The sequence below is a fragment of the Nafulsella turpanensis ZLM-10 genome, from assembly GCF_000346615.1.
GTDB classification, from domain to species: Bacteria; Bacteroidota; Bacteroidia; order Cytophagales; family Cyclobacteriaceae; genus Nafulsella; species Nafulsella turpanensis.
On the sequence record NZ_ANNU01000020.1, the window covers coordinates 48780 to 70443 of the forward strand.

The window sequence follows — 21664 nt, forward strand, 5'->3', positions numbered from 1 at the left end:
TTGCAGTTCCGATTCACTTTCCACTGGCAGTAGCGGTCATTTAAAACCGCTGACCTAATGAAAGCGCCTTCATGACTGTAAATTAACCAGAAAAATAGGGGTTTTGCAATTCCACAACCGGTCTTCTCCTGAAAAGACTCTCCACCGGCTTCTCCTGGTAGCGCTTGATCATCAGGTAATCAACAAAGTAAGTTAGCTTAACAGAAAAAGTATTTAGCTGGGGCTGCTGGCTAAGTACCTCCACATTTTCCAAAAAGCCCAAATCTACATTATGGCGGCTATCGTAAATGGCATCTTTCCAGGCAAGGGTTAAAAAGCTGCCGGGGGCAACCTGCCACCTGTACATCAGGTCCATATTAAAGGCATTAAAGCTGGTGGCATAATCTGCCTGCTCTTCAGGTGTTACACCTGTATAATCGGTTGTGCTTCCATCTTTTTGAAGTTCAAAGAAACGATCGTAAAACACCCGGCTCCAGTAATGCCTTACCCTGAGGGAGAGCCCCATCCTGTTGCTGAAAATAAAATTCAGGTTCGTTACATTTTCGAAATTGCGGACATCCCGGTTGCCAAAAAGGATCAGGTCTTCCCCGATCTCATCAACATAGCCCCTTTCATTGGTTCGGTGAGAGGTGCTGAACTCATGTCTTACTGAAAAGCTGTCCGATACCCGGAAGCGCGGTGCAATGGTCATCCAGTAATCCTTCGAATTCCAGGAATGGCGACGGAAAAAACCATATTCGGCAAAGAAGGCCAGGCGCTTGCGATTATCACTATCCACCCAAATGCCCCCGTTGTAGCTGGGCCTGCGGGTAAAGAAATAACCTTCTCTTCTGGGCTCAAAAAAATCGTAATTATCAACCGGATTCAAGCTAAACCATGCCCCGGTACCCCAGAAATTCTTCAATTGGGTGTTGTAGTCTAAGCCCAGGCCAAAGCCGGAATACCTTCTGGGCTCGTACAACTGGTTATAGCTGCTGTTAAAATTGATGCTCAGGTCATTGAGTATCCAGAAGGGCTTAAAAATATGATAGCCCATGTACAAACTATGACCTATGCTGTTTGCCGCCCGCAGAAAGCCCAGATCGTTGATATTGTATGTATCGCTCTCCACATTCCGGCTTACTCCATACTGAAAGTTTCCGCTTACCTTTCCGGCCCTGAGGTAGTATTTATACCCATTGATGTTCTCCAGCCCGACAGCATCTTTATTGGGGCGGATGTGGTTATAAGCCCCAAAGCCTTCCAGCCGGTAGGTGTTCGTTTTATCGTTCAGGCGAAACTCAGTGGCCAGCACATTGGCATCGCGCCCACCATTAAAGCGGGTAACATTTGTATTGATGAGACTAATACCAGAATTATGCTTAAGGTTCTGGTCCAGCACCATTACGTTAAAGTTGGTTACAGGGTCAATTAGTATCTTTCTCTTGTCCCCCGTCAGGCTATCCTCTATTGTCAGGTAAACATTATCGGTAATGGCATTCAGAAAACCAACACCCAGGCCTCCTTTGGTACGGCCGGAAACTTTGGCCGCATTTAAAAGCTGGGCATCTCCGGGCTCACTGATAATTCTTTCGCCCTCCGCTACCTGCTCATATGCATCGAAAGTATAGGCTATCTGCCCTATTCTTCGGCTATACAACAGACCTCCTTTACTAAAAAGCTCTGTTCCTTCGGTAAAAAAAGACCTGTTTTCAGAATAATGAACTTCGAAAGGCCCCAGGTTGAGCACACGGTTGTCGGACTGCACCTGGCTAAAGTCGGGGATAAGGCTCAGGTCGAGGGTAAAACTTTCGTTGATACCATATTTCACATCCATGCCACCCCCGAAAGCGGTGGTAAATTCGCCTGTTTTGCTCCAGTGGTTTCCCACAGCACTTACGTAAGGGAAGAACTGCAGCCGTATGGGCGGGTCGACCTGCCGGATACCCACCAGCTTGCCTGACTGATTTACCAGGCCGCTAATACTATTATCTACAGTGCTCCAGGTGGCTTCCTGGTTATCGCGCTGCACTTTCCTTATAAAATTAACGCCCCACTCCTGCACTTCTGTTTCCGGAAAGCGAATGGCAGAATAAGGAATCTCGAACTCCGCTATCCAGCTCTCCTCATTAAAGGTAACCGCACTTTTCCAAACAGCATCCCAGGCCACATCATCGCCCTGCGGCCCCATACTGGCATCGAGTTCCACACCGGCAGCGGTTACGCCAAAGTAAAAGGCATTCTGCCCTTTGTTATAGGTGTCCAGTATAAAAGAGAAAGCATCTGCATTCCGGCCAAAGTCATCGCGCATTCCTAATTCCCGTGGAATAGTACCGGGCCTTGGATCCTTCATACGGGCCAGCACATATAAGGCATAATCGTTATAGGCCAGCTTTATTTCAGTAATATAAGCAGAAGGGTCCAGGTTATTGGGCGTTAGCTGCGTAAAATGGCCTTCAAAAGCAACAGGCACTTTTTCCCATTCCTCATCATCGCCAATACCATCTATTTTCGGCCCTCCGGTAATCCTTACAGCTTCAATTTCCTGTCCGCAGACTTCAGCAAAAGGGGTGAATGAAAACAAAATAAAGCACAACAGGAAGAGGAGCCTCTTTTCTCTCATTTTTAATACAGATGGGGTAGTAAACAGGGGTAATGATTTAATGTGTGCGAATTTACAAAACCATCTTGTTAAAAGGGAAATTTTTAGTGCTGATGGCAGATATTTTTAGAAATTGAATAATTCCGGGCCTATCATAGAATTTATTATAAATATTTTTGGAATATACAGCCCTGCCCAACACCTTCCCTTTTTTAGGGTTTCCATTTTATGAAAAAGAAAGTATTCAGATACCTGGGCAAGACTGCCAATAAATTAGACTACTATCGTTTTAGAATTAAGCAAAGAACCGGGTTGCTGGGAAGGCCCAAAATTCTTCCCTACCTCGGCTTTGGAAATGAGGATTGTATATATATGCGAGGGCAGGTGCTGGAGGATAAAGGACTGGCTACACCCGACGATGACCAAAATAAGTGGCAGAATGCCAAGGCCATGTACAAGCGCTACACCAGTAATGAAACGCCTCGGGTACAACTGCGCATCAGCTTTCAGGGCCATGCCACCCTTGCCCAAACGGACTCACAGGGATATTTTTCGCTGCACCTTAAAAACCGGCAACCCTACAAACACGGAAATGAATGGCAGCCGGTAAAAATAGAACTGCTCGACAGCGTAACCGAGCAGCAGGGACTGGTATCGGCGGTGGGAGAAGTACTCATTGCCGGTGAAAAGAATAATATGGGCATTATTTCAGATGTGGACGATACCATTTTAGTATCCAGGGCTACCAAAGTTTATAAAAAGCTGCAACTGATGCTGTTTAAAAATGCCCGCACCCGCTTACCATTCGAAGGAGTCGCTGCCTTTTACCGTGCCCTTTACGAGGGCACAAACCCTTTTCAGATCAACCCTATCTTTTATGTAAGCAGCAGCAGCTGGAAGCTTTTCGACCTGCTGCAGGATTTCTGCGAACTGCAGGGCATCCCGAAGGGGCCTTTTTTACTGCGCGACAGCCGTATGGATCAGTTCAAGCTCATTACCTCTCTGCACGAAGGACATAAACTGATGCAGGTAAAAAAGATTATGAATATGTACCCTTACATGCAGTTTATACTGGTGGGCGACAGTGGACAGAAAGATGCTGAAATTTATACCGAAGTTACCCGCCGATATCCTGAGCGGGTAAAAACTATTTATATTCGTAATGTCAGCGGCCCCGGGCGGGCAGCCGAAATACAGCCCCTGCTAGAGGAGTGCAGGGAAATGGGCGTAGAAATGCTGCTGGTAAAAGATACTGTGGAAGCAGCAAGGCATGCCCTTAGCCAGGGCTATATCAGCCCCGAAAGCCTGCCTGCCATAAAAGGAGAGCGCAAAAAGGATCTGGAAGCACCCAGCCACATGGAGCAAATGCTCCAGGTTTAGCGTAATCAAATCAGGAAAGCTTTTTAACCAGCTCGCTATCCAGCCTTTCCAGGAGCCCCTATCACAAGAATGAGGCTCCTCCCTGCTCCCCTACAGGAATTGTCCCTGAAGGCAAAAGTAGCCCTTTGTCATACCCGGAGGGAATCTAATGAGTTAAAAGGTTAGAAAAACAATAAAATGGGGCAGCCGATAAAGTCGCCCCTATTCCTTCCTCGAGGCTCTTTGTATCATATCATCTATGACAGATCTCCTTCGGAGATGGCAAAAGAAACCTTTTCTGCCAATCGTCTCCTTCCTCTACAAATTAACTTTACGGGAAGAGAACTCTTGTATGGCAACTGGTCTGTTACCTTTTGATAGAGTTTACCCCTACACCACATCCATAATTTTGTACTGCCGGCCCCGGAACTCAAACTGCTCTCCGGCTCTCTTTCCTTCCATTGCTTTATAAATGGGCGTTTGGGCCGAGATGATGAAGAAGTTTTCATCTTCCAGCTTAAACTCCCCAATACTGGCCGCCACAAAAAAGTTCTGATGATTTGTTATGATCAGCGAACCGAAACCTATAGCCTCTCCTCCTTTAACGCCCTTTACCTTTTCCAAAATACTGATTGTTCCGCTAACCTCATGGAGGCGCTTCACATACATATTCTGCTCATTCTGGCACTGAGCGATAAAAGCATCTGAAAGTTCCTCATTGCTACGGCCTTCCAATGCTCTCTCCTGAATGTCGCGCATGGCCTGCTGGGCCGTCTGCATCATGCTCTGCTGGCTTTCTATACAGGCCGCCAGTAAGCTGTTCTTCACGAATTTAAAGTCCTTGTTCATGAGATACCTGTCCATGAGTTAGTTGTAATGATGCATAAGAACGTTTTTCTATCGGATTAGTTTGTAAATATTCTGCAATTTTTTCTTCTTCTTTTTATTCCCCTTCTAAAGCCCTATATTGCTTCTAAAGCCATTTTTTCGAGAAAAACAATTTGTTAACTGAAGCCTCCATTTTTAACCTGATTAATCTTTATGAAAAAGCCTCTTTTATGGATGGCAGCCCTGGCGCTCTGCGGCAGCCTCCAGCACTGCCAGCAGACCGGCAACAGTACCGAAAAAGACCTTGCAGAAAATGAAAGCACGACTGCACCACTGGCCACGGCCGATATGGACGAAAAGCTGGATAAATATACCAGCGTACAGCTTACCGCCGATCTGGAAAAACTTTCGCCCCAACATAAGCAAATGATTCCACTGCTTATAGAGGCGGCCAAAATTATGGACAGTCTCTTCTGGTACGAAGCCTATGGCCGGCGCGACAGTCTGCTACAGGTGGTGGAAGATGAGCAGCTCGAAGAGTACATCGGTATTAATTATGGCCCCTGGGACCGGCTGGAAGGAAATGAGCCTTTTGTTGCCGGTGTGGGTGAAAAGCCGGCCGGAGCCAACTTCTATCCGGCCGATATGACCAAAGAGGAATTTGAGGCGGCCGACCTGCCCGACAAAACCAGCCAGTATACCCTCATTCGCCGCAACGAAGAAGGGGAGCTCATAACCATCCCCTACCATGTACAGTTTGCCGATGAGGTGGCTCGTGCAGCAGACCTGCTTCGCCAGGCTGCCGAGCTGGAAACCGACCCAGAGTTTAAGCGCTACCTGAACCTGCGTGCCGATGCACTGCTCGACGACAATTACCAGCCCAGCGACCTGGCCTGGATGGATGTAAAAAACAACCCGCTCGAACTGGTGATTGGCCCCATCGAAACCTACGAAGACCAGCTTTACGGCTATAAAGCGGCCCACGAAGCATTTGTACTGGTAAAGGATATGGACTGGAGCGAGCGCCTTGCCAAATATGCCGCCTTCCTGCCCGAACTGCAGCGCAACCTGCCGGTAGAAGAAAAATACAAAACCGAAATGCCGGGCACCGATGCTGACCTGAATGCCTATGATGTAGTATACTATGCCGGCGATGCCAATGCAGGCAGCAAAACCATTGCCATTAACCTGCCCAACGATGAGGAGGTTCAGCTGGAAAAAGGCACCCGCCGGCTGCAGTTGAAGAACGCCATGCGGGCCAAGTTCGATAAAATACTGGTGCCCATCGCCGACGAACTTATTGCCGAAGACCAGCAGGAACACGTAACCTTCGATGCCTTTTTTGCCAACACCATGTTCCACGAAGTGGCCCATGGGCTCGGCATTAAAAACACCATTAATGGCAAGGGAACCGTGCGCGAAGCCCTGAAAGAACATGCTTCTGCCCTCGAAGAAGGCAAAGCCGATGTATTAGGCTTATATATGGTAACCCAGCTGCACGAGGACAGTGAGCTGCAGGGCCGTCTAAAGGATTATTATACCACTTTTCTGGCCTCTATTTTCAGGAGCATCCGCTTTGGAGCCAGCAGCGCCCACGGCAAAGCCAATATGATTCGCTTCAATTATTTCCAGGAAAAGGGTGCCTTTAGCCGCGACCCCGAAACCGGAAAGTACAAAGTCAACTACGAAAAAATGCGCCAGGCCATGAACGACCTCTCAGCTGAAATCCTGCGCCTGCAGGGCGAAGGCGATTATGAAGGCGTAGCCCGACTGGTAGCCGAAAAAGGCAACATTACCCCCCAGCTACAGGCCGACCTGGACCGCTTAGCCGAAGCCAACATTCCCGTCGATATCGTTTTCGAACAGGGCGTGGAAGTACTCGGACTGGAATAAACTGTGAATGTGTAAAAAGGAGAACCGCTGTTCCGAAAGGGTCAGCGGTTTTATTATATAAGAGTGGCAAAGGAGTAACTTTTAACTTCCTACTATTCAGTCACTACAGAACTATAGGTAGATTTTATTGAAATTTTCCCTTTGAGAAGTGGAGACTTTAGGTTATGTTACAACTTTATTTATATAAATTATAAGGCAAAAATAGCAAGTGAATTTGCTGTTTTACGGTAGTTGGGTGTAATTCCTGCATTAGAGATTTTAATTTTTTTAATCAAAAGAAGTACTCTTGAAAAAACTGTTAAATTACGACAGCCATAAGAACACAAATGAGATCAAAATTAGATACTTATAGCCTAAATGAAGAAGATTCTAGGGCAATAATTTCCAAGTATTGTAGAATGAATAATTGGAAATATCGAAAAATGGAATGGGATAATGATATTGATGGAGAAATTGAAATTTTCAATGAGGAAAGAGAAACAACAGCCAAGTTCATCAAAGTCCAATTAAAAACCATTAATGACCCAGCTAAATTCGAAGGGCTGGATTCTCATGTTTCATACGATGCTCCAGTCAAGTTTCTGAATTTTTGTGATGTATGTGAAATCCCGATAATTTTAGTAGTTTTTAATATCCAAAAGGAAATAGGATATTTTCTTTTTATACAGAAATATATTTGTGAAGAGCTAGATGTTAAAAATCCGAATTGGCGAAATAATTCGACAACGTTACGGCTTCAGATTCCCTTAATAGATTCATTTGAAAATGCTTTTTCAAGAGCTAAATTAATTGAAATTGCATACAGTGGAACAAAATTAATTTCTCAGTTACGTAAAATAGAAACTTATAAAAATTACTATACTGTAATTAGACAAGGTGACAATTCACATGGAACTGCACTACGAACAGACATTAGAATACTGGTTGAAAAGTCATTTGCTTCATCAAGAGAGGCTATGCGAATTTTGATTCCAAAAATTCATGAGCAATATTCCAAAAAAGTTTATCATAGGAATCAATGGATTTCGCAGCGTTTCAAGAACAAGTCGTACGATGTTATATACTTGTTCTTTTATGATAGTATAGAAGATAGTAATTATGGCCAATCGTTTTGTAGTACGCTTTGGGTGGATGCAAATTTACCAGAGATAGGTAGGCCTCTAGTTTCTGATCCTAATGAAAAAGTTGAGGATATCAATATTTATTGGAATTCCACTGCCAATCAATATGATTTTATAAGGAAAAATTTACTTGACAAAGGTGAATACCTCCCTTTTATTGATAAAGTTTTCATCCATTTTGAAGAATTATATTCAAAAGTGTTAAAATTTTCACAAGATTATAAAGAAGAGAAGCTTAAAATACCGGACTACATTCAAAAGATAAAAACCTTGTCACTTGATCTTGATTCTTTGAATGGCTCAATAAGAGATTTAGGTTTTCCTCCAAATGAGTGCAAGGATCTTAACACTAAAATCAATAGTCTCATTGCATACCTCCATAATATTAGAATTGTAGTTTCTGATAATGACAGAGACTTCAGAAATATCCTAAATTGTATACAAATGTACCTAAGATATATTGAGGAAGAATTACCAGATTTTAGGTATGAAAGGAAAAAAGTAAGATAAACTACACCCAACAAAACAAACAGGTTATTGGGCATATACTTGTAATTTTGGCTTCACAGCCATTTACAAACTAAACAGCAACAGGAAACAGATGTGCCTTTAAATGCCCAACACCCAGTTTGCGCAACGCTGCAATTATACTACCACCTCTCTCATGAATAAAACCAAATCGAATCTCGTTGAACTGCCTGAAAATAAAACCATTGAAATAAGAGATTTAAGGAGCAGTAACCATCCGGAGTTTGAAGACTTTGAGGATATCCGGTTTCACATAAAAGAAGCCATCAAACAAAACGTATTAAAAGAGTACGACAGGTCCGTTTTTGAAAGAGTATATAGCCGTAAGCTACCTGATAAACCTATCAGCCTGGCCGAACATACCTACCAGCTGGCAGGAGGAGCCTAAGGAATTATTAAATTCCGCCTGAAGCATTCCACTTCTTCCCTGTCCCGTTATCAGAAACATAGCTATGAAACGATTGATTTGCTACAAAAAGACATCTTATTAAAGCATAATGGAAAAGTTTACAAAGGCTGTAATGGCTATCAGCGCATTGAGTTAATAGAAAGTGTAAATGAATTGTGCAGGGGCATTGAACAACCTAAAGTGCTGGAAGCGGGCTGTGGTTCCGGGCTCAACATTTACCTGCTTGAATCCCTCAATTCTCAGATAGAAATCCATGGCTTTGAGTATACGAATGCAAGAATAGCCTCGGCCATTGTAAATCTTTTTTACAGCCCTAACCTCCATAATCTGTTTTTAGCAGATGTCTGTAATTTAAAAATACCGGATAATTCATTTGATGTTGTTTACTCCAACCATGTATTAGAACAGCTGGGCCAGGAAAGGGCCGAAGCTGCTTTAAAGGAAATGTGGCGGGTATGTAAAAAGGGAATTGTGGTAAGTGAACCTTCCATTCATGGAGCTAATAGGTATGAGAAATGGAGGATGAATACCCTGGGCTATTGCAGGGATTTATACAGTGTAGCCAAAAAGCTGCCTCATGCTAAAGTTCTGGTTTATAAAGAAGATTCCTACAGAACCTATCCGAACACCAGCCATCACCTGGTGGTCGAAAAAACTCCATAAAGCCAGGTTTCTTCATTTAGAAGCAAATATTTCCCAACTCAGGATTCTTTTTATCCTTAAAAATTACATGAGCCCGGTTGTTCCTCCTTACCCTCAGGTCTTTTACCTGCTAATTATTAAATTGCAGGTTCTACAACAGCAGTTTTTATGATGATATCTAAAAAAACATTTCTTTCCTTATTCCTGCTCCTGGGCCTTATTACCGCCTGTACAAAAGACGAAGTACTCGAGAAGGACCCACAGCCTGAAGAGCAGCCAAAAGAAGAGGATGAATCCAGTTATCACCTTCAGGCGGTTGGGCAATCGGCTGCTGAATTGCTTACACAGGAGGAGTTTGAGGCTCTTCAGGTGAACCTGGTATATGTAGAGGGTTATGCGCCCACTGCCCAGACACTGGAGAACCTGGAAGCTTTTCTGCAGGAAAGACTCCACAAACCACAAGGCATCCACATCAGCAAAACAGCCATCTCCTCGCCCGGGCTCGCCCCTTATTCCATTGCAGATATTCAGCAGGTAGAAAAAGATTTCCGGACCGGATTTAATAAAGACAAGACCCTGGCTGTTTTCGTATTCGTTACCGATGGCAGCTACAGCGAAAATGAAAACGTGCTGGGGGTTGCCTACCGCAACACCTCCCTTGCCCTTTTTGGCAGCAAAATGCAGCAGTACTCCGGCGGTGTAGGGCAACCTTCGCAAAGCTTGCTGGAAACCACTGTTATGAACCACGAATTCGGGCATATTATGGGCCTGGTGAATGTGGGTACTCCCCCCCAAACCGACCACCAGGATACGGCCCATGGCAAACATTGTGATGTGGATGGCTGCCTGATGTACTGGACCGCCGAAACCGGCGATGTGGTATCGAACCTGGTGGGCTTAAGCAAAGCACCTTCTCTCGATCCGCAATGTATTGCCGACCTGCAGGCAAAAGGAGGAAAATAAGACTACTTTCTGCATTTACGACAACGAAAATTTATTCAAAAAGCATCAGGGCAGGCAAACAGCTGGCTCTGATGCTTTTTATTTGGGCTATTAAGCCTCCCCGCTCTTTTTTACTTGTACTATTCCTGAAATATTTTTACCTTATTCCAACCCTCTGCACCTTTTGGTTGTCTACTATTATAGATAAACAATTCTATAAAATATGAAAAAGGCCCTATTTCTCCCTCTCCTGCTTTTTGCCTTCCTGCTGGGGGCCTGCGAACCAACGGATGAGCAACCTGAAGAGGTGATGGGCCTCCGCCCGGTCTATGGCAGCGCCGAAGACCTGGAAGTGCACTTTCTGCCTGCACAGGAAATCTGCCAGCCCGGTAAAATTTACCGCTACGGCCAATACCTCCTGGTAAACGAGCTCCATGAGGGTATACACATGATTGACAATACAGATCCTGCGGCGCCGCAACTTCTGGGCTTCGTTAAAATTGCCGGCAATGTCGATATGGCGGTAAAAGACAACTTCATCTATGCCGACCACCTGAGCAGTATGGTGGTACTGGACATGAGCAATCCGGCTAAGGTGCGCTTTGTAAAAGCAGTGGAAAAGGCCTTCGACTATGGGCACAACCGGTATCCCTCCCAAACAGGAGTCTATTTTGAGTGTGTCGATCCTTCCAAAGGACCTGTAATCGGATGGGCAGAGGCGCTTTTGCAGAACCCTCAGTGCTTCCGCTAAAGGCCTTTCTTTTTTAACTTAAATAAATGGAAAACAACTCCGGCTCTGTCGGTAACCTTCCCTTCCACTAATCATGAAAAAGATTCTATTTCCTTCCCTTCTCTTCCTCCTTTCACTCCTGCTATTTTCCTGTGCTTCCGACAACCCGGCTGCCGGCCCCACAGGAACAGGCCAGGGAGGCTCCATGGCGCGCTTTGCAGTAGTGGGCGATTATTTGTACGTGGTCGACAGCAGGCTGCTGCATGTGTATGACATCAGCACCTCCTCCAATCCGCTTAAGCTAAAAGACATTGAGCTTGGGGTGAATATCGAAACTATTTTCCCTTACCAAAACCGCCTTTTTATCGGATCCATGGAAGGAATGCACATTTACGATATTGCCGCACCGGAATCGCCCGTTTACCTTTCTACCTACCGGCATGTAACCAGCTGCGACCCGGTAGTGGTACAGGATAATATCGCTTACGTTACCCTGCGCACCGATAATGCCTGCGCCCGGGGCCTCAACCAGCTCGACCTAATCGATATCAGCAACCCGGCAGCACCAACCCTCATTAACAGCTTTCCGATGGACAGCCCCTTTGGGCTTGGTATTTCCGATACCACTCTCTTTGTTTGTGAAGGAAAAAATGGCCTTACCGTATTAAATGTAGCAGACCCTCATAATATCGAAGTAAGCCGCCGCTTTGATAATCTCCATGCTTTCGATGTAATTCCAGCGGAAAACAGCCTTATTTTAACCGGTAACAGCGGCATTTTTCAATTCGATTATGCACAGCTCGAAGAGCTTAGCCACCTGCCAACCTCTAATTGCGAATAAAATGCGAAAGTTCTTTCTCCTGCTGTTTCTCTGCCCTCTCTATACCTTCGGGCAAGACACGCTTCACCTGTCCCTTCCTCCCTCTCCCATTCTTAAATTCAGTCCATTCAGTTTAATGGATCCCCTTACCTCCATACAGTTTGCGCTGGAGCACCCCTTAAACAGCAGGATTAGCCTGCAACACGAGCTGGGGTATATAATTCCATCTGCTTACGAAAGTGAAAACAAAAATGACAGGGGGTGGAGAATCAGGAATGAGATCAGGTTTTACTTCAACCCGGCAGGATACCCTGAAGGGGGTGGATACCTGGCCCCTGAGTTTTTGTTTATCCATTCGAGGTTTGAGCGAAATGAAATGTTTGGCAGAGATTGTTCAGGCGATTTCAACTGCGCCTACTACCAGTATATGGATTATACAATGCAAAAGCAGGTATATGCCCTGCACCTTAAAATTGGATACCAGTTTGTGATAGAACGCTTTGCCATAGACCTCTATTCAGGCCTGGGCTACCGCCATGTGAAGGTGAAGAGCTTTAATAAACCTCCTAACGGGCCTGAATACTGGGACCTGTTTTATTTTCAGAAGGACGATGGCTTTTACGACCTTCCCAGCATGAGTTTAGGAATGAAAATAGGCTATTTTTTACAGGACAGGCGCAAGCAGTTACAGCACATACAATAAAAAAAGTACCTCCTGTAGCTCATTTCCCCTCCCCTAAATTTGACAGGCGGTTTTTCTTATTCCGAAAATAAGCAGAACTTGTGCTTTTCCTGAATGGCCAACCGCCTTAAAAAGATATTTAGATATTTATATGAAGAAAAGTATGATACTGGTCCTGTGCAGCCTTCTGCTATGGGCCTGCAGCACTTCTAAAGAAACTTTAAGCCAGGCAGAGAACATGGATGCCTTAGCTGAACGCTATGTAAAAGCCCTGCTGCAACTGGGGCAGTACGATAGTGATATTGTAGATGCCTATTACGGCCCGGAAGAATGGAAGCCGGCCCCGCTTGCACAAGATAACAAAGGCCTTGACAGCCTTACCGCTAACCGCCTTCTGCAGGAATTTACCGATATACAGCAAAGCCTCCGAAACTACCCTACCGACACACTGGAGGAGATGGAAAAGCAAAGGCTTGAAATGTTTCAAAAGCAGGTGTTGGCCGCTAAAACAAAGGTGGAGTTAATGCAGGGGAAGGTACTCTCTTTTGACCAGGAAGCTCAACTGTTGTACGATGCCACCCCTCCCCACTACAGCCAGGCCTACTTCGATTCTTTGCTCAAGGATATTGACAAGGCGCTTCCAGGAAAAGGAAGTTTACCGGAGCGATGGACTGCCTACCGCACCCGCTTCGAGATCCCTAAAGATAAGCTCGACACTGTTTTCAGGGCTGCCATTGCAGAGGCACGAAAAAGAACAAAGAAGCACTACAACCTGCCTCCCGGGGAAAACTTTCGAGTGGAATATGTAACTGACAAGCCCTGGTCGGGCTACAACTACTTCCAGGGCAATGGTTACAGCCTTATCCAGCTAAACACCGACTTTCCTATTTATATCGAGCGGGCCATTGACCTTGCCTGCCACGAAGGCTATCCTGGCCACCACGTGTTCAATGCCCTGCTGGAACAGAAGCTGGTGAATGAGCTTGGCTGGAAGGAGTATTCTATTTACCCGCTCTTTAGTCCGCAGTCGCTCATTGCCGAAGGCAGCGCTAATTATGGAATTGAAGTGGCTTTTCCGGGAGAAGAAAGGCTCGCTTTTGAAAAGGAAGTTTTATTTCCGCTGGCTGGTTTAAACGCTGCGGAGGCCGGGCAGTATTACAGCCTCCTGGCTAAGATCAAGCAACTGGATTTTGCTGGCAATGAAGCGGCACGCCTTTACCTCGACGGGAAGATGAGCCGGGAAGATGCCGCCGACTGGCTGGTAAAATACAACTTCTACGATAAAGGAAAAGCGCTGCAGCGCACGCAGTTCTTCGACCGCTACAGGAGCTATGTAATAAACTATAACCTGGGGCAGAAACTGGTGCGGCAATATGTGGAAGCCCATGGCGGTACAGCGGACCATCCGGAGAAACGATGGGAAGTATTTCAGGAGATACTCTCTGCGCCTCATACCGCCTCTATGCTGGAATAAAAATATGGTCCCTTTCCGCTAAAAAAGACAGGAAAGGGACTTTTTATCTTCTCAACTCCCTGCTCATTAAAGGCTTTCCCTGCTGATATGGTCTTCCGTTAAAATTTTATTATCTTTAAAAGGATAAGCCATTTTTATTGAACAAGAATTTTTTACCTGCATGAGTATCTACCGAAAGCCTGCTTCTATCATTCCTCAAAACGACCCGGAAAGACTAAAGAAACTGTACCGGCTGGAGATACTGGACACGCCCGCTGAAACCACCTTCGATTCTCTTGCCCAGCTGGCTGCTGAAATATTTGATACGCCCGGTGCTTTTATCACCTTTGTTGACCATGACCGGGTTTTCTTTAAGTCCAATCTTAGTACCCTTGAGGGCAATGAAATAAAAAGACAAGACAGCCTCTGCTCATTAGCCATTCTGGAAGACCAGTCTACTGTTTTCGAAGATACTCACCAAGTACCCGACCTGCTGGAAAGTCCGTATGTAGCCTGCGATGGGGGCATGCGGTTTTATGCCGGCGCTCCCTTAAAAACCAGCGATGGCTACCAGCTGGGTACAATTTGTGTAACCGATTCCGTACCCCGAACAGCCACTGACAAGCAAATGAAAATGCTGGAGAGGCTCTCCACCGTAGTAGTCGATGAGCTGGAACAGCGGATGATGGCAAGGCGAGCCATCCGTATCCAAACCGACCTCATGAATATGGCTGTACATGATTTAAAAGGACCTGCCGCTAATATAGCACTCCTCTCGGACCTGGTTTTAAAAAATGCTGCCGGAAATGAAAAGGTAAAAGAGCTGGTAGACAAAATGAAAGTATGTACCGGCGATATAAATGAGCGGTTGGAGGGCCTGCTGCATTTATCCCTTATTGAAAACGGTAACTTTAAACTACAGAAGGAGGAGGTAGATCTTGCCGCCATCGCAAAAGCAGCTATCAGAAATTTTGAGCTTCTGGCCCGCCAGAAGTCTCAAACCATCGAACTAAAGGCGGAGGCTCCTGTAATGGTAGAGGTCGATCCGGGAAGGATGCAGGAGATAATCGAAAACCTGCTCAGCAACGCCATTAAGTACGCCTACCCTTCAACCCCCATTCGAATCATCTTAAATACTACGGAAAAAGCGGCCATTGTAGAAGTGCGGGACCTGGGACAGGGCCTGAGTAAAGGTGATATGAAAAAGCTTTTCACAAAGTTTGCTAAACTGAGCGCTGTACCCACCGGCAAGGAACGCTCAAGCGGGCTGGGTCTTTCAATTGTAAAAACCCTTTCTGAACTTCACAATGGAAAAGTGTGGGCCGAGAGCGAAGGTAAAGACAAAGGCTCTTCCTTCTTTGTTTCACTCCCTCTTTAAAACCGGCACCTTCCGTTTATCTATTGAATGCCTCTCCCTTGCTCCCTTACTGCTGCTCCGCCTTGTACTGGCCCAGTATTCCTTCGAAAATCCAGTTGGCAAGCGCCTGGCGGTTTTCGGCAAGCACGAATCGACGCTGGTCGCGCTGATTACCAATATTCCCTAATTCAATAAAAACTGTTGGCGGATGACTGTACCTGATTACATAAAGTCCGCTCCTTTCCGACACATCTCCATCATAAGGCCGGTCCGGCTGATGGCGGGCATAATTTGTAATAAATCTGTCCTGAATCCTTTCTGCCAATGCCTTGCCTGAAGGGCTGTTCCGGTGGTGGTAAAAAAACACATCTACATTCTGGTTTCGCCTGCGGCTATCGACATGAATGGCCACCATCCGCTGGTAGTCTCCTTTATGCTGAAGATATAATCGATTAATGCTACTTACCCGCTGGCGTAGCCTTTCGTTGTGGTCGTAAGGAATAGGCGCTCCACTTATATCTGTTTCATCCCTGTCCGCTTCCAGAATACTGCCATCTCTAATCCCGTCATTTTCATCCTGCACAATCATATATACCATTGCCCCATGCTCCATCAGGCGGCGTGCCAGGCGAATCGTCACATCATACGCATACTCATCTTCACTTAACTGGTAAGGTCCATACTGGCCAATCGCCCCCGGGTCAGGTCCACCATGCCCGCTGAGCAGGTAATATACTGCCCCTTTCAGCTGCTGGTCCTTTACCTCCACACGGGCATTATTTTTTCCGAAGAGGGGTATATTTAAAACAGAAGCCTCTTTTTTAATTTCCACAGCAGGCACCTCTGCCACCACAGGAACGCCGGCTCCTGCCACACTGTCGCCAGCTTCTGCTTCCGGCACTGTGGCCGAAGTGGTAGCAACAGGGAGGGAGTAACTTTTATGCAACAGGAGGCTGTTTCCCTCTCCCAGCCTTTCCTTATTGAGTTCCAGGAAGGCCTGCAGATGCTCCGCCGGATTCAGGCCAAACCTTCGAAGCAGGGAATATACCCCCTCTCCTTCTTTTGCCCGCACTGCTGTAGAATCAGTCTGGGCAAAAAGGCTGGGTGAAGAAAATAACAGAATAAAAAGAAAGAAATATTTAAAGAAATTCATAACATCAACAACCGCTCGATCTATCCCGGCTAGATTACTAAAATTTTCCGGGAAGTGAAAGTTCCGGATACCGAAAGTAAGATAGAAGTATATATTAAACAAAGGCTGGCGGGCAGATGAATGCAGAGGCACACACCCCAACATGCTCCATTCCTCCCGGAACCGCAAATCCTCCAGATAAAGGGGGAATCATTTTCGATGTATTCTTCCTACCTGCCAACGTTGTAAGTATAGCTTGACTCCTTTTTAGCAGTTATTATTAAATATTCTTCTCCCGTTAACCCCTGTCATGGACTGAATAATGAGGTGGCTAAAAATTCATTTAAAACAGAAACAGGTAAGGAGAACTTTTATGAATAGAAATGGCTTCCGGCAAGCAGAAGTACTTTTTATATAACCCACCGGGCTAAAAATAAAAATTGCAAATCTGGCGTTGCTTTCCTTCCTTTACAAACGATTAAAGTTTGAACATTCATGAGTAATAATATATTTGAGCAGGCATTTTCCGCAGAAGACTTCCGCAAGCAGGGACATGCACTCATCGATATGCTGGCGGATTACCTTTCCGATACCAACAGCAATAAACAGGAACAAGGCCTGGCCATTCCGTGGCAAGCTCCCGAAAAGCAGCTCGATTACTGGCAACAGGATTTTGCCCGGCGCCCTCTCCATGATCCTTTAGCCCTCTTCAAAGAAACGATGGCCAGGTCGGTAAAGGTGCACCACAGGCGCTACCTTGGACACCAGACCCTGCCTACCCTCCCGCTGAGTGTGTTAAGCACAGCGGTCACAACCATGCTCAACCAGGGCATGGGGGTATATGAAATGGGTATGGTAGGTAATACCCTGGAGAAGGTTCTGACCGAGCATTTGGCCGGAGTATTGGGTTTCGGGGCCGAAGCCTCGGGTTTTATTACCTCCGGAGGCTCCCTGGGAAATCTTACCGCCCTGTTAGCTGCAAGAGCAGTGGCTACGGGCATATGGAGCAAAGGCTATAAGGACCAGCCACAGCCTGCGGTGCTTATCTCCGAAGAAATGCATTACTGCATAGACCGCTCTGTGCGGATGATGGGTTTTGGTAGCGAAGGGATCATTAAAGTACCGGTTAATGAGCGGTTTCAGCTGCGTACGGAGCTACTGGAGGAGTACTACCAGCAGGCTTTGGCCGATGGAAAACAGGTAATTGCAGTAGTCGGCTGTGCCGGCACTACCTCCACCGGCTCGTATGACGATTTAGAAGCCATCGCGGCTTTTTGTCAGCAGCACCAGCTCTGGTTCCATATAGATGGCGCCCATGGCGCACCTGCAGCTTTTTCGCCACAGTATAAACACCTGGTAAAAGGCATCGAGAAAGCCGATTCGGTTGTGGTGGACTTTCATAAAATGATGCTCACCCCATCCCTGTCCACAGCAGTTATCTTTAAGCGGGGCAGCGATGCTTACCGCACCTTCTCACAGCGCGCCCAGTACCTGTGGTCGGAGCAGGATTCGGAAGAGTGGTATAATGGCGGTAAGCGCAGCTTCGAATGTACGAAGGCCATGACCTCCCTGAATGTCTATACTATTTTCCGTACCTATGGCGATGAAATTTTTAAAGAGAATATAGAAAGGCTGTATGGACTGGCCAAAATCTTTGCGGATCTCATTTGCAACAATAAAAATCTGGAACTGGCCTATGAGCCGGAAGCAAATATTGTCTGCTTCCGGCATAAAACAGAAAAGGATAGCAGCCGCTTTAATGCCGCCATCCGGCAGCAACTTCTGGAGGAAGGGCACTTCTATATCGTGCAAACCATTCTCAATGGAGAACTTTACCTGCGGGTATCTCTTATGAACCCGCTGACTTCAGAAAAAGAGCTGAAGGATTTGCTGGAGGAAGTAGAAAAGAAGGCTGCTGATTTAATGAAGAAGGATATTTAGCACCCTTCTCCAGAATGGAAGGAGAGCCTGAACAGGACCAAAAAGATGAGGTTTTTCCTTCCTCCGTACTCTTTTTCTTACTTTTGCAGCATGACAGAGATTATTCCTGCTTCTGAAGCCGATATCCCTGCTATTCGGGAAATAGCGGAGAAAACCTGGTGGCCGGCCTACAATGAAATTTTAGAGGCGGGGCAAATCCGCTATATGCTGGATACGCTCTATGCCAAAGAAAACATTCGGGCACAGCTAAAAAGCGGCGGTCAGTCTTACCTCCTTCTGCTGGAAGACGGGTACCCAACTGGTTTTGCCTCCTTCGCGCCCCGGGAAGATAAGCCGGAGGTATATAAACTCCATAAGCTTTACTGCCTGCCCGAAACGCAGGGCAAAGGATTTGGAAAGATGCTTGTACAAGCAGTTTCTGCCAGAGCCCGTAAAGCAGGAGCACAGTTTTTGGAGCTGAATGTAAACCGTTACAATAAAGCCAGAAAATTTTATGAAAAAGTAGGCTTTAGAGTCGCTTACGAAGAAGACATCCCTATCGGGCCCTACTGGATGAATGATTATGTAATGCGAATGCCGCTTTAAAGAGCAGAAGTTTACCTCCCGAAATATACACTTACTCCCGCTCCATTTCACAAGCACCAAACTGTAATAAAGCAAACTTTTTTCCCTGACATTAGTGTTTAAACATTTATATTGCATAATAGCAAATAGTCTCCCACTGGCCCTTCATTAAAAGAAGGGCGGATATAAAAAAGGAAGAAGCAGGATTAGACGCTATGGTTTTGGAAGGAGAAATTAACAATTGTGATGTAGACTCTTCTTTCTTCAGCCGCAGGAAGTACTTTTCCTCTTCAGTTTGCTTGATCCGAAAACAAGGGAAGCTTTGTTAGCGGACGACAAGTTTTCAGTCTCCTACCTTTGTTCCTTTCCTGCCGTAGGTGTGTTAAGGATGAAAAAGCCAGGTAAGGACGAATCCTGCTCAGAAAGATTGTGCTTTTTCAGAAGCACACAAAATATTAAAAATCAGTTAGTGAATCAGCAACAAAGAAACACCATTATTATTACCCTCGGAGCCCTGGCCGCTATTGGCCCGTTTTCCATTGATATGTACCTGCCGGGCTTTCCGGCCATTGCTGCCGATCTTGAAACGGATATCGCGCATGTAGGACTTTCCCTTACCAGCTACTTTATCGGCATTTCAGTCGGGCAGATTATTTACGGTCCGCTCATCGACCGCTTTGGCCGCAAAAAGCCCTTGTCCGTTGGCCTGCTCCTTTATATGGCCGCCGCCGTAGGCTGTGCACTTTCGCCGGATGTATACTGGCTGATAGGCCTTCGCCTGCTACTGGCCCTGGGTGGTTGCGTAGGCATGGTGGCTGGCAGGGCGGTGGTCCGCGACCTCTTCCCTCCTGCCGAAACTGCAAAAGTCTTCTCTTCCCTGATTCTGGTTATGGGAGTAGCTCCCATTATTGCCCCCACTTTAGGAGGGTACGTAACAGCTGCCTTTGGCTGGCGCTACATTTTCTACCTACTGGCTATAATTGGCGGTGCCATGCTACTGATGATAAGCCGGTTATTACCTGAAAGCAAGGTGCCGGACCCTACCGTTTCGCTTAAGCCCAGCAAGGTGTTTAAAGAATACATGCAGGTTTTTAAAGAACCCTCTTTTACCAGCTATGCCCTTGCCGGTAGTATTTCTTTTGCCGGTATGTTTGCCTACATTTCAGGTTCTCCTTTTGTGTTTATGGAATATTTTGCACTTTCAGAAACGCTTTACGGCTGGCTGTTCGGCCTCAACGCTTTTGGCTTTATTGCCGGTTCGCAACTAAACAGGCTCTGGCTGAAAAAAAGGAGCCCTTCATATGTAGCCCTGCGTACTGGTTTTTGCCTGAGCGTGGTGGGCCTTCTGTTAGCTGGCGGCAGCCTGCTGGGGCTGTTAAGTGCCACAGGCACTTTTGTGCTTATATTCTCTTTCCTGTTCTTCCTGGGTTTTCTGGCACCTAATACTACCGCCCTTACCCTGGAACCCTTTACCCGCTATATCGGTAGCGCCTCGGCCATGCTGGGAAGTTTGCAGATGATTGCCGGTGCTCTCGCGTCGGCAGTCGTAAGCTCCCTGCACGATGGCACCCCCCTCCCAATGGCGCTGGTCATGGCCGGCAGCGCATGCATTGCACTGATAGCCCTGCTGGTACGTAGAAGAAGCGCTAAAAAAGAAGCACTGGCCGAGACACGGATGGCCGGTGCCCATTAACAGGAACTGGCCCTTATTTTACAGGAGGCTTGCCTCTCCTGCTGCTAATTTGAACATTAACCTGAACTCTTAACTTTATGCTCGCCCTTCGTCACCTACACCACGTCGCCCTTATATGCTCGGATTACCAGCGGTCGAAAGCTTTTTATACAGAGGTATTAGGGCTGGAAATACTGCAGGAGGTATATCGGGAGAAAAGAGATTCTTATAAGCTCGACCTGGGGCTTAACGGCAATTACCTGTTGGAGCTATTCTCTTTTCCGAACCCTCCGGAAAGACCTTCCCGCCCCGAAGCCAGAGGATTGCGACACCTGGCTTTTGCCGTGGCGGACATAGAGGCGACTGTATCGGCCTTAGCCCTGAAAGGAGTAAAAACAGAAGCTGTTCGAACCGATGAATATACGGGCAAGCGCTTTACTTTTTTCTCCGATCCCGACGGGCTTCCCATTGAGTTATATGAAGAATAGCAAAGCGAGTGCTGCACCTTTTTTTGGAGTAAGCAGGATTAAACCGGCAGGCCGATGAAGCAGTTTTCTGTTGCTAAAAAGGAAATACCTGAATAAATTTTCTCCTGCCCTTATAACTTTATAAAAGCAGAAATACTTACTATTTTACACCTGCTTCAGGCTCCTTTCAGGGCAGAAAACACAAAAACATCAGTATAGAAATATGAAAGATAAAGATATAGATAACCTACTCGATAACCTGGGCGATGATTACAATATTGATATAGGATCTTTCCTGGCCACGCTCCTGCAGTACTCCATCCGAAATGGAAAATATCTTGAATCGGTTATGCGTAACCAGATTGCCCTTAAGGAAATGCTCAAAGGGAGCCCTCTGGAAGACAAAGAATTAATTGAGGAAAAACTGGACGAGCAGCTCAACGAAATCCAGAAAGACATTGAAGAGGAGTACTACGATGTACTCAGCCACATCATTTCGAAAAATGATTAAGAATGATCAGGCATCCCTTGAAAGGTCGGGCA

At 46.2% G+C, this 21664-nt stretch carries 19 protein-coding genes; 16 read left to right on the top strand and 3 right to left on the bottom strand.

What is annotated here, in order from left to right; genetic code table 11:
• Nucleotides 1–82: 82 nt before the first annotated feature.
• Entirely contained in the window at nucleotides 83–2602 is a 2520-nt protein-coding gene (locus tag F752_RS0109605) for a DUF5916 domain-containing protein (protein ID WP_017731516.1), read from the bottom strand.
• 207 nt (nucleotides 2603–2809) lie between these two features.
• Between F752_RS0109605 and F752_RS23820 the strand changes: the two genes are divergently transcribed.
• On the top strand, nucleotides 2810–3961 hold the full coding sequence (locus tag F752_RS23820) for an App1 family protein (RefSeq protein ID WP_017731517.1): 1152 nt from the start codon (nucleotides 2810–2812) through the stop codon (nucleotides 3959–3961).
• A 369-nt stretch (nucleotides 3962–4330) separates the two neighbouring features.
• Here F752_RS23820 and F752_RS0109615 read toward each other — a convergent pair whose 3' ends face one another.
• A complete protein-coding gene (locus F752_RS0109615; RefSeq protein WP_017731518.1) occupies nucleotides 4331–4804 on the bottom strand; it encodes a hypothetical protein in 474 nt (157 codons plus the stop codon).
• Between the two features lie 177 nt (nucleotides 4805–4981).
• On the opposite strand from F752_RS0109615, the gene F752_RS0109620 reads away from it, so the two are divergent.
• From F752_RS0109620 to F752_RS0109675, 10 genes are all read left to right on the top strand, one after another.
• Complete coding sequence (locus tag F752_RS0109620; protein ID WP_017731519.1) at nucleotides 4982–6661, top strand: dipeptidyl-peptidase 3 family protein; 1680 nt, start codon at nucleotides 4982–4984, stop codon at nucleotides 6659–6661.
• Nucleotides 6662–6987: 326 nt separating this feature from the next.
• On the top strand, nucleotides 6988–8292 hold the full coding sequence (locus F752_RS0109625; protein ID WP_017731520.1) for a DUF4365 domain-containing protein: 1305 nt from the start codon (nucleotides 6988–6990) through the stop codon (nucleotides 8290–8292).
• A 103-nt stretch (nucleotides 8293–8395) separates the two neighbouring features.
• Complete coding sequence (locus F752_RS0109630; protein ID WP_017731521.1) at nucleotides 8396–8698, top strand: hypothetical protein; 303 nt, start codon at nucleotides 8396–8398, stop codon at nucleotides 8696–8698.
• A 78-nt stretch (nucleotides 8699–8776) separates the two neighbouring features.
• On the top strand, nucleotides 8777–9382 hold the full coding sequence (locus F752_RS0109635) for a class I SAM-dependent methyltransferase (RefSeq protein ID WP_017731522.1): 606 nt from the start codon (nucleotides 8777–8779) through the stop codon (nucleotides 9380–9382).
• A 147-nt stretch (nucleotides 9383–9529) separates the two neighbouring features.
• Nucleotides 9530–10324 carry a peptidase gene (locus tag F752_RS0109645; protein WP_152425088.1) on the top strand — a complete coding sequence of 265 codons (795 nt, stop codon included), beginning with the start codon at nucleotides 9530–9532 and terminating at the stop codon, nucleotides 10322–10324.
• A 202-nt stretch (nucleotides 10325–10526) separates the two neighbouring features.
• Entirely contained in the window at nucleotides 10527–11054 is a 528-nt protein-coding gene (locus F752_RS23825; RefSeq protein WP_017731525.1) for an LVIVD repeat-containing protein, read from the top strand.
• 73 nt (nucleotides 11055–11127) lie between these two features.
• Entirely contained in the window at nucleotides 11128–11874 is a 747-nt protein-coding gene (locus tag F752_RS0109655) for an LVIVD repeat-containing protein (RefSeq protein ID WP_017731526.1), read from the top strand.
• Between the two features lies 1 nt (nucleotide 11875).
• Complete coding sequence (locus tag F752_RS0109660) at nucleotides 11876–12556, top strand: DUF3575 domain-containing protein (RefSeq protein WP_017731527.1); 681 nt, start codon at nucleotides 11876–11878, stop codon at nucleotides 12554–12556.
• A gap of 130 nt (nucleotides 12557–12686) precedes the next feature.
• Nucleotides 12687–14009, top strand: a complete 1323-nt coding sequence (locus tag F752_RS0109665) for a DUF885 domain-containing protein (protein ID WP_017731528.1) — start codon at nucleotides 12687–12689, stop codon at nucleotides 14007–14009.
• Between the two features lie 160 nt (nucleotides 14010–14169).
• A complete protein-coding gene (locus F752_RS0109675; RefSeq protein ID WP_017731530.1) occupies nucleotides 14170–15366 on the top strand; it encodes a GAF domain-containing sensor histidine kinase in 1197 nt (398 codons plus the stop codon).
• 46 nt (nucleotides 15367–15412) lie between these two features.
• On the opposite strand, the gene F752_RS0109680 is transcribed toward F752_RS0109675, so the two are convergent.
• Entirely contained in the window at nucleotides 15413–16498 is a 1086-nt protein-coding gene (locus F752_RS0109680) for an N-acetylmuramoyl-L-alanine amidase family protein (RefSeq protein ID WP_040664506.1), read from the bottom strand.
• A gap of 474 nt (nucleotides 16499–16972) precedes the next feature.
• Between F752_RS0109680 and F752_RS23830 the strand changes: the two genes are divergently transcribed.
• From F752_RS23830 to F752_RS0109710, 5 genes are all read left to right on the top strand, one after another.
• Entirely contained in the window at nucleotides 16973–18418 is a 1446-nt protein-coding gene (locus F752_RS23830) for a pyridoxal phosphate-dependent decarboxylase family protein (RefSeq protein WP_017731532.1), read from the top strand.
• A 90-nt stretch (nucleotides 18419–18508) separates the two neighbouring features.
• Complete coding sequence (locus F752_RS0109695; RefSeq protein ID WP_026135641.1) at nucleotides 18509–19003, top strand: GNAT family N-acetyltransferase; 495 nt, start codon at nucleotides 18509–18511, stop codon at nucleotides 19001–19003.
• A 448-nt stretch (nucleotides 19004–19451) separates the two neighbouring features.
• Nucleotides 19452–20675, top strand: a complete 1224-nt coding sequence (locus F752_RS0109700; RefSeq protein ID WP_040664507.1) for a multidrug effflux MFS transporter — start codon at nucleotides 19452–19454, stop codon at nucleotides 20673–20675.
• A 77-nt stretch (nucleotides 20676–20752) separates the two neighbouring features.
• Nucleotides 20753–21142 (top strand): SMU1112c/YaeR family gloxylase I-like metalloprotein, encoded by a 390-nt coding sequence (gene gloA2 / locus F752_RS0109705; protein WP_017731535.1) that lies wholly within the window; start codon nucleotides 20753–20755, stop codon nucleotides 21140–21142.
• Nucleotides 21143–21344: 202 nt separating this feature from the next.
• Nucleotides 21345–21632 (top strand): hypothetical protein, encoded by a 288-nt coding sequence (locus F752_RS0109710; RefSeq protein WP_017731536.1) that lies wholly within the window; start codon nucleotides 21345–21347, stop codon nucleotides 21630–21632.
• The last annotated feature ends 32 nt before the right edge of the window (nucleotides 21633–21664 follow it).